The sequence below is a fragment of the Micromonospora sp. NPDC002411 genome (assembly GCF_053592955.1).
In genome coordinates, this window is record NZ_JBSFBM010000342.1 from 1 (window position 1) to 7150 (window position 7150).

The window sequence follows — 7150 nt, forward strand, 5'->3', positions numbered from 1 at the left end:
GGTCCCCAACGGTCAGTAGCGCCAGGGGTGCCCGGTCTCGCGGTATTCCTCCACCGGCACCAGCGGCACACCGGGTGCCATCCGGTCGACGTAGAGCCGACCCTCCAGGTGGTCGATCTCGTGAGCCACCAGCCGGGCCATGCCGAACTCGAACGACGTGATGACCCGGCTGCCGTCCCACTGGGCATGCTCCACGTCGAGCCGGAGCGGTCGAGGCACCAGACCCCGGTGGTCGAAGAAGGAGAGGCAGCCCTCGTACTGCTCGTCGGTGTCGGGGCCGGCGTCGACCACCCGGGGGTTGAGCAGCACGACCGGCTCCGCCGAGCGGTCCGGGGGGCGGACCACCGCCGCCGCCCGGCCGACGCCGAGCTGCGGTGCGGCCACCCCCACCCCCTTGCTGAACGGGTGCAGCTCGTCGAGCCGGGCCAGGGCCGTGGTGAGCCGGTCGACCAGGTCCCGGGCGACGGGTTCCTCGACGGGCAGGTCGAACGGCCGGACGTGTTGGCGGAGCAGGTCGTCGCCGCGTTGCACGATGCCGAGACCGCGCATCCGGTCGCTGGGCCGTACCCGGGTGCCGCCGGGGCCGCTGTCGGGTTCCGCTTCCGGTCGGGCTCGGAACCGCCACTGCATCCGGTAGCGGGCGTTCAGCGGGGGGTCGTCGGTCTGCCAGTCGTAGATCGCCCGGTCGCCCTCGTCGTGCCGCTGCGGTGCCGTCCGCAGCGGGCCCTCCTCCGCGGAGAGGGAGGTTTCCACGCCCCAGACCTGCGGGTCGAGCGGCGCGGGCAGGTCGAGGCGTACGGCGAGCTGCCGGGTGGGCAGCCGGACCGCCCGCTGGAACCAGGGGCCCCACTTCTCGTGACCGACGCTGTACGCGTACTCGATGGTGGCCCGGTCGCCCGGGTAGAGCGGGAACCGCCGCTCCCCGTTCTCGAAGAGCAGCCAGATCTCCTTGAACGCGTCCCGGTCGTGCTTGGCACGCCAGTGCATCGGCTCCGGCTCGCCGCCGCCGTCGTCGCGGCGGGCCTGTAGTTGCAGCTCGGCGAAGGTGAGCGGGTGTTCCCGGTGGTGCCGGTTGGAGCGGCCGGGGTCGTTCGGGTAGCGGTCGACGGCGACCCGGACCAGGTAGCGGGTGACCGGCTCGGTGCCGGCGTTGTACAACTCGCGGTGGATCACACACCGGTAGCCGTCGTCGGTGTGGGTGAGGGTGGCGAGCTCCCGCTCCACGACGAGGCCGGTGCCCGGTGGCAGCCACTGCCCGGGCGCGTACTGCTCGCGGGACGGGTTGCCCGCGCGGGCGTGGCGGAGGTCGTCGTACTCCCGGAAGCGCTGCCAGATCGCGCCGCTGGCCTCCAGGACGGCCTCGGCGCGGCGGGCGAAGTCCTCGGTCGGCCGGTGCCGGCGTCCCTCGACGTGGCTCACGTACGAGGGGTCGAACCCCATCAGGACGGCTAGTTGTTTCTTGGACAGCCCTCGCCCGGTCCGTTGCCGGGCGAGCTCGGCCGCGAAGGAGTCGGCAGCCCGTTCGAGGGGTGAGGTCGTCATCGGCTTCCTCGTGGCCGGGGGATATAAGTTTCACGTTCCGTGGCCGAGTGCACACGTATCTGGCATCTTGTCGACACTCTGATTGACAATTCACCGATAGACATCGATCCTGCGGCAGCGTTTTCCTGCGGATCCGCCGGGTAGTAGCCGAGGTGGGGCGCTTCTCCCACCGGGCAACACGCGTGACCTGGGCCTCTCGATGTGACCAAGGTGAGGCTTCCCTTAGACCCGAGGGCGTGGTTAGGCTAGCCTTAGCTCAGGACGGCAGTGGTCGTCCGCCGGGGCGCACATTCCTCGGTCACGCGGACGGGGGATCTCAGGTGACAGCGGTGCTGCCGGGGCGGGACGTGACCGCCACGCCACTCGCCCCCGTCACCGCGGCGTTGCGCGCCATGTTCGGCACCGACGATCTTCCGGGCCTCGCCCCGGGCCTCCTGGTCGACGACGAGTTCGGCTGGTCACCCGCCACCACCCTGATCGACGGCAGCCGGCTGGCGGAGCTGCTGAACGGCGCCGCCACCCGCTGGGGTGGCACCCCGCACGCCTGCGCCGCACTGGCCTGGAAGTCGTACAGCTACTGGACCGCGCTGCCGGTCGTGCTCGGCTGGGCCTCGGCCCGGCGGGTGCCGCTGTTCGATCCGGCCGACGTCTTGATCCACTTCGAGGACCACCGGCAGCTGCTCACCATGGGCCTGCGCCGTGGGATCACCGTGGCGGTGCTGCCGAGTGATCCGCTGGCGCTCGCCGGCCTGCCGGAGGTGCGGGTCGTCGCCGACGAGGCCGAGCTGCTGACCGCGCTGCGCGTCTCCCTGCTCGACTCCCACCTGGCGCCGCTCATCACCGCCATCCAGGCGGAGGTCCGGGTGGGCACCCGGACGCTGCTCGGCTCGGTCGCCTCCGGCATCGCGCACGGCATTCTCCGGGCTGCCGACGGCCTGCCCGGCTCGACGGTGCAGAGCATCGACACACTGCTCGGTGCCCTCGATCTGACCGACCTGATCGAGCTGGTGCCCGGCCCGACCGGTGAACCGACAGTGCAGCGGCGCACCTGCTGCCTCGCCTTCACCCTCCCCCGGCCGAAGGTCTGCCAGGGCTGCTGCGTCCGCTGAGCCTCAGTCGGTCAACGGCCGGACGTCCCACACCCACACCCCGCCGGTGAAGACCGGTTGGATGCCGGTCAGTTCGGTCATCCCCCGACGCAGCGCGTCCTCGTGCTCGTGTGGGCCGAGGATGACCACTCCGGCCCGCCAGAACCGCAGGTCGTCGACCGCTCGGACCCGGCTCTGCGGGGTGATCGGCGGCACCGCCCCGGTACGACGGATGGTGGCGAAGAAGCTGCTGGTGGGACGTGGTGTGGCCCCGAACAGCGCGACCTTGGGTGGATCGGCGCTGGGCCGGGTGTCCGGGCCGAGGAAGTAGCCGCGGGCCAGCGGCATGTCCAGCCGGGTCGTCGCGGACCAGCGCAGCGGTTCCGCGTAGGTGCTGTCCGGCAGCGGCAGGGCCACCACACTGCGCCCACCGGCCACGTACGGACGCCACGCCCCACTGGTCACGAAGGTGGGAACGGGGTCGAGATGGGCGACGGGCAGCGGGGTCGGCACGATCGGGAGCAGGGCCATCACGAGCACTGTGGCGGTGACGAAGCGGATCTGTCCCCGGGCTGCCGGGTGCGAGGCGGCCAGTTCGCGGGCGCGTTCGGCACCGTAGGCGAGCAGCAGCCCGATGATCGGGGTGATCGCCAGCGCCCACCGGGTCGGCACCACCGAGTGCAGGATGGGCAGGTTCTCCAGCGCCGCCCAGGGGCCCGGCACACCCGTCCCCTTGTTGTCGAAGCGAACCTCGCGGCCCAGCGAGAGCACCGCGAAGAGCAGCCCGAGCCCGGCCAGCGCGAGCACGACGACCGAGCGGCGCAACCACCAGACCAGGGCGATCACCAGCACGACCAGCGCCCAGCCGAAGAAGCTGTTCTCCTCTGTCGGGTTCTTGGCCAGGCCTGCGGCGGTGCGTGGGCTGCCGGCGAGTGACTCCCGGGAGTACGCGACGAACGAGGCGAGGTCGCTGGAGTAGCCGCGGATCAGGCGGGACAGCCCGGAGTACGCGCCCGGGCCGAAGAACTGCACGTACAGGGGGTACGCCAGCAGCAGCCCGGCGACCCCGGCCGCGACGGCGAGACCGGCGAGGAAGGGCCGGGTCCGTGCTCGGAGATCGGCGCGGCCGAGGGCGAGCACGCCGATGACCACACCGAGCCCGATCGCTGTCATCAGCAGGATCTCCAGATTGAGGAAAGCCTGCCAGACGATCACGAGCGCGAGGAGGACGCCGTTGCGCAGCCAGCGGCCCGGCTCGCCGAGACGCAGCGTGCGCCAGATGATCAGTGGAACGACGAACTGCGACACGATGTTCGGGTGCCCGTTGGCGTGCGACACCATGGCGGGCGCGAACGCGCAGAAGCCGGCGCCCAGCCAGGCGGGCCCGCGGCTGCCGATCAAAACCCGGGAGAGCAGGAAGTACCAGGCGGTCGCTGTGGCAATCATGCCGGCAGTGAGAAAGACCAGGAATGCCGCCCGAGGCCCGAACAGGAGGGTGATAGGCGTAAATGGTAACGAAATGGATAATACGGACGTGTTCGCCATCAAATTGACGCCGTCCGGGACGTTCATCTGATCCGAATGGAACGGGTAGGCGAAATGCGTGATTACCCGCGCACCGTGCGCCATCATCCATTCGAACTGCGACTGATCGGACTCGTTGTCGCGTACCGCGCCGCCGGGGTCGAGCCAGAGTCGACACGTGACCCAGAAGCCGAGCACCAGGAAGCTCAGCACGGCGGCCAGGTCGGCCACCTTCCCCCGGCGTGGCCGCCGAGCATCAGCCGAGGCCCCCTCCACCGACGCAGCGGCCGGGCCGTCGCCGTCGCCGGGCGCGTCCGATTCGGGAGTAGTCATGACAATTCATAGGGTAGTCACGGGCTGACGCTGCCGTGACATGTTTCGGGGTACTGCCGTACTATGTGCCGGGTTCGCCGACGCCGATCACGAACCCACCCCCCGACCACAATTCGGCCACCCCCGATGCCCCGATTCTTCTGCCGTCCCAGCGGATGATTCACTCTGTCGGTCCAGGCACGGGTCGAGTTCATATCGTGAGGAATCGACGCATGGCAGATATCACTGGGGATCAGCGCGTGCAGTCCGAGGTGCTGGAAGGCCTGGCGACGGCTGTCAACCACCGTCGCTGGTTCATCGAGCTGGCAGTGCCGTACCTCGGCGACGACCCCATCGAGATCGGCAGCGGCCTCGGTGACTACGCGCTGGAGTGGTCAGAGCTGCTGCCGCGGTTCACCGCCACCGAGGCCGACCCGGACCGGCTGTTGCAGCTCAAGGAGCGCCTCGCCGAGCGACCGAACATCGACGTCCGGCAGATGCTGCTGCCGCACAGCGAGCGGGGCGACTACAGCGCCGCGGTCTCGTACAACGTCCTGGAGCACATCGAGGACCACGTGGGCGCGCTCAGCAGCATGCGCGACCTGGTCCGACCCGGCGGTGCGGTGATCATCATCGTGCCGGCGTTCCAGTTCGCGATGAGCCCGGCCGACATCGCCACCGGGCACGTCCGCCGCTACACGAAGAAGACCCTTCAGGCGGCGATGACCGAGGCCGGCCTGACCGTCGAGAAGATCCACTACGCCAACGCACTGGGGTTGATCGGCTACTTCATGGCGACCAAGGTCTTCCGGCTGATGCCGAAGGAGGGCCCGATGGTCAAGGTGTACGACACCGTCGTCCTGCCCGCCACCAAGGCCGCCGAGCAGCTCGTCCGCCCCCCGTTCGGCCAGTCCGTCTTCGCGGTGGCCCGCGTCCCCTCCTGACCCACCCGGCCCGCGATCTCGCGCGCCCAGCCCGGTCGATCATGGAGTTGTGGTGCCAGGTTTATTACCTGACGGGTGTTTTGACACCACCACAACTCCATGATCGACGAGACGGGGCGGGACGGCGTGGCGGGTTACTCCTTGATCTGGTACGTCGGGCGGATCACCGCACGGGCCAGGGTGTGGAACGTGAGGTTGAAGCCGACGTAGGCCGGGCTGGCGTCCGGAGTCAGATCCAGGCGCTCGACGTCCACGGCGTGCACCGCGAAGACGTACCGGTGCGGACGGTCGCCGGCCGGCGGAGCCGCCCCGCCGTACCCCTGCTCGCCGTAGTCGTTGCGGACCGAGAACGCTCCGCCGAGGTCGGTGCCCGCCGCGCCACCGGCCCCCGTGGGCAGCTGCGTGACGCTGACCGGCACGTTCACCAGCACCCAGTGCCAGAAGCCGCTGCCGGTCGGCGCGTCCGGGTCGTAGCAGGTCACCGCGAAGCTCTTCGTCTCGGCGGGGAAATCCGACCAGGTCAGCTGCGGCGAGACGTTCTCGCCCCCGGTGCTGCCGTGCGCGTGCCGCGCGTCCATCGGCTCGCCGTTCTGCACGTCGTCGCTCGTCAGCGTGAACGAGGGCAGCGTCGGCAGCAACTCGTACGGGTCCGGGGCAATCGGTCGTTCCAGGGTCATCGGGACGAATCCTTCCGGTGTGCGGAAATACCAGCCTCTTCTTACCCCGCGCTGTCCCTTCCGACGAGCGGCACCGTGGTTTTCCGGAGTTACGGTGGAGTTCGGGGGAACGTTCCTCAGGGGGACATCGTGGCCGGCATCTGGCGGGACTTCGCGGTAGCTGCCCTCACCGCGTTCCGCCGCCGGGACGCCCGGGCCATCGCCGACGAACGCCGACGAGCAGTCGAGCGACTGGCCGAGGAGACGATCCGCGACGAGCGGCGGAGCGCGGACCCGCCGGAGTGACCGGGACGTGGGACGCCGCAACCCTCCGGGACCAACAGTCAAGATGATCTGATGTGGCGGATCGTCCGATCCCGGCCGGTGGTCACCGCAGAGACGCACCGACCGACGCTGTTCGAGGTCTTCTTCGACCTCGTGCTCGTCTTCGGGCTCATCCGGGTCACCACGTTCATGAGCGAGCGACCCACGTCGGTGACGCTGGTGCAGGGCCTGCTCGTCCTCATACTGCTGTGGAACTCCTGGCTGGTCTATGCCTGGCTGGGCAACTACGTCCGGCTCGACGTCGGGTTGATCCGGGCGGGCGTCGCCGTGGCGATGGCAGCCGTCTTCCTCATCGCGTTGGTCCTCCCCGAAGCCTGGGAAACCGGCAGGGGTACGAGGACACCCCGGCTGATCCTGGTGCTGGCGTACGTCGTGGTGCGGTCGACCCAGTTCGCCCTCTTCTACTGGGCGTCGGTGGACGATCCTCGGCGACTCAGAACCGTTCGGCTCTACGCCCTCACCACAGCGCTGTCCTCGATCCCACTCGTCCTCGGAGCCGTGTTCGGCGGCACCGCGCAGATCCTGCTCTGGGCAGCGGCGCTCATCGTCGACATGGGCGGTGGGGTGCTCGCCCTGCTGGTGGGCGGGTGGCCGGTACGCAGCCCCGGCCACTTCGCGGAACGGCACGGCCTGGTGGTGATCATCGCGCTCGGAGAATCCCTGATCTCGGTCGGCGCCGGGGTCGGAACCCAGATGATCCACTGGCCGACCTTGGCGGCAGCGCTACTCACCCTCACCG

The 7150-nt window shown here is 69.7% G+C and carries 7 protein-coding genes; 4 read left to right on the top strand and 3 right to left on the bottom strand.

Features of this window, described 5'->3' with window-relative positions:
* Nucleotides 1–12: 12 nt before the first annotated feature.
* Entirely contained in the window at nt 13–1542 is a 1530-nt protein-coding gene (locus ACWCO3_RS28920; protein WP_145778457.1) for a peptide deformylase, read from the bottom strand.
* Nucleotides 1543–1934: 392 nt separating this feature from the next.
* Between ACWCO3_RS28920 and ACWCO3_RS28925 the strand changes: the two genes are divergently transcribed.
* A complete protein-coding gene (locus ACWCO3_RS28925; RefSeq protein ID WP_450013052.1) occupies nt 1935–2651 on the top strand; it encodes a hypothetical protein in 717 nt (238 codons plus the stop codon).
* A gap of 3 nt (nt 2652–2654) precedes the next feature.
* Here ACWCO3_RS28925 and ACWCO3_RS28930 read toward each other — a convergent pair whose 3' ends face one another.
* On the bottom strand, nt 2655–4487 hold the full coding sequence (locus tag ACWCO3_RS28930; protein ID WP_244311521.1) for a hypothetical protein: 1833 nt from the start codon (nt 4485–4487) through the stop codon (nt 2655–2657).
* A gap of 212 nt (nt 4488–4699) precedes the next feature.
* Here ACWCO3_RS28930 and ACWCO3_RS28935 point away from each other — a divergent pair, with 212 nt between their 5' ends.
* Entirely contained in the window at nt 4700–5410 is a 711-nt protein-coding gene (locus tag ACWCO3_RS28935) for a class I SAM-dependent methyltransferase (RefSeq protein WP_145778456.1), read from the top strand.
* 134 nt (nt 5411–5544) lie between these two features.
* Here ACWCO3_RS28935 and ACWCO3_RS28940 read toward each other — a convergent pair whose 3' ends face one another.
* Entirely contained in the window at nt 5545–6087 is a 543-nt protein-coding gene (locus ACWCO3_RS28940; protein ID WP_145778455.1) for a YbhB/YbcL family Raf kinase inhibitor-like protein, read from the bottom strand.
* A 129-nt stretch (nt 6088–6216) separates the two neighbouring features.
* Here ACWCO3_RS28940 and ACWCO3_RS28945 point away from each other — a divergent pair, with 129 nt between their 5' ends.
* On the top strand, nt 6217–6372 hold the full coding sequence (locus tag ACWCO3_RS28945; protein WP_167524745.1) for a hypothetical protein: 156 nt from the start codon (nt 6217–6219) through the stop codon (nt 6370–6372).
* A gap of 51 nt (nt 6373–6423) precedes the next feature.
* Nucleotides 6424–7150 (top strand): low temperature requirement protein A (locus ACWCO3_RS28950; RefSeq protein WP_450013050.1); only part of this gene is annotated, 727 nt, incomplete at its 3' end.